We start from the raw sequence: 1,157 nt of genomic DNA on the forward strand, positions 1-1,157 counted from the left end.
TGGAACCACCTGACCCCATGCCGAACTCAGAAGTGAAACGAAACAGCGTCGATGATAGTGTGGCATTTGCCATGTGAAAGTAGAACATCGCCAAGCTCCTAATTATACGAAGAACCCAGCTTATAGCTGGGTTTTTTCGTTTAAAAGCATTGATGCTCTACTTGAGCATGGCAGGAAAAAAGCTGAGCGAAGCGAATTCATCCATGTGATAAAGCTGCAGGGAACAGCTTTACATCGCGTAGGCGACCCGTAGGGCAAGGGCGGGATTGCCCGAAGTAAAGTAGTCGCTACGAAGGTACTAGCTACGAATGTACTCGCTACGAAGTAGTACACCTGACTGCGTAACGCACCAAGCTCATATTTAAAGAAACCCGTAGCAGTAATGCAGCGGGTTTTTTGCTTTCAGGGATTTAAGGTTATCCGTTTGGTAAAACTAAATCATCCTTAAAGCATTTACCCTTCGCGTATCCCTGCTCTCACGTTTTAAACAACGAACCGAGCTGCTATTCAACAAAGAACCCCGCCAAGTGCTGGTTTTTTGTATTCATCCTAATAAAACATACTTACTCTAAACGGTTCCTGTGAATGCCCATATGATGTGGTCGAAATAAGTATTAAACACTATGCTTCTTGGTCATACAGCTTTAGTACGGCTATAAGTCTGCCGTAATGGATTAAGGTGGCAAAATGACTAATAGGATTGTTTTCACGTTTTCTACACTTCTTTTCTTCGTAGTAAGTAGCAATGTTGTGGCGAAAACAATTGAGATAGGAGAGAGCAATTTCTCTCCCAGGCTGTTTCATGTCGGGGATGGACAACCCTCTATATCAGTGTGTGATTTTAATTCAGATGGTAATAAGGATATTATTGTTTCGAATTATTTAGACAACAATATCGCTATCTTTCAAGGGAATGGCAAAGGAGACTTATCCGAATTAGCTCGCTTTCCCGTTGGCGAAAACCCTACTGATATTGCCGTATCTGATATTAACAAAGATGGAAATGTTGATGTCGCGATTGCTAACCATGAAACATCATATGTGACCTTACTTTTTGGGGACGGTAAGGGGGGGTTCAACAAGGCTTCCCAGTCACCATTAAATATCGGTATTAAGCCTCATCCCCATGAGGTGCAATTACAAGATCTTGACGGCGA

At 42.6% G+C, this 1,157-nt stretch carries 1 protein-coding gene and 1 rRNA gene; both read left to right on the plus strand.

The features are described from left to right. Positions 1 to 96, plus strand: a 5S ribosomal RNA gene (gene rrf / locus C2M36_RS17180); the annotation flags it as partial. A gap of 591 nt (positions 97 to 687) precedes the next feature. Further along, a partial coding sequence (locus C2M36_RS02520) for an FG-GAP repeat domain-containing protein (RefSeq protein ID WP_199883004.1) occupies positions 688 to 1,157 on the plus strand: 470 nt, incomplete at its 3' end.

Origin of the sequence: Pseudoalteromonas sp. T1lg75 (assembly GCF_002964705.1) — a bacterium.
GTDB lineage: Bacteria > Pseudomonadota > Gammaproteobacteria > Enterobacterales > Alteromonadaceae > Pseudoalteromonas.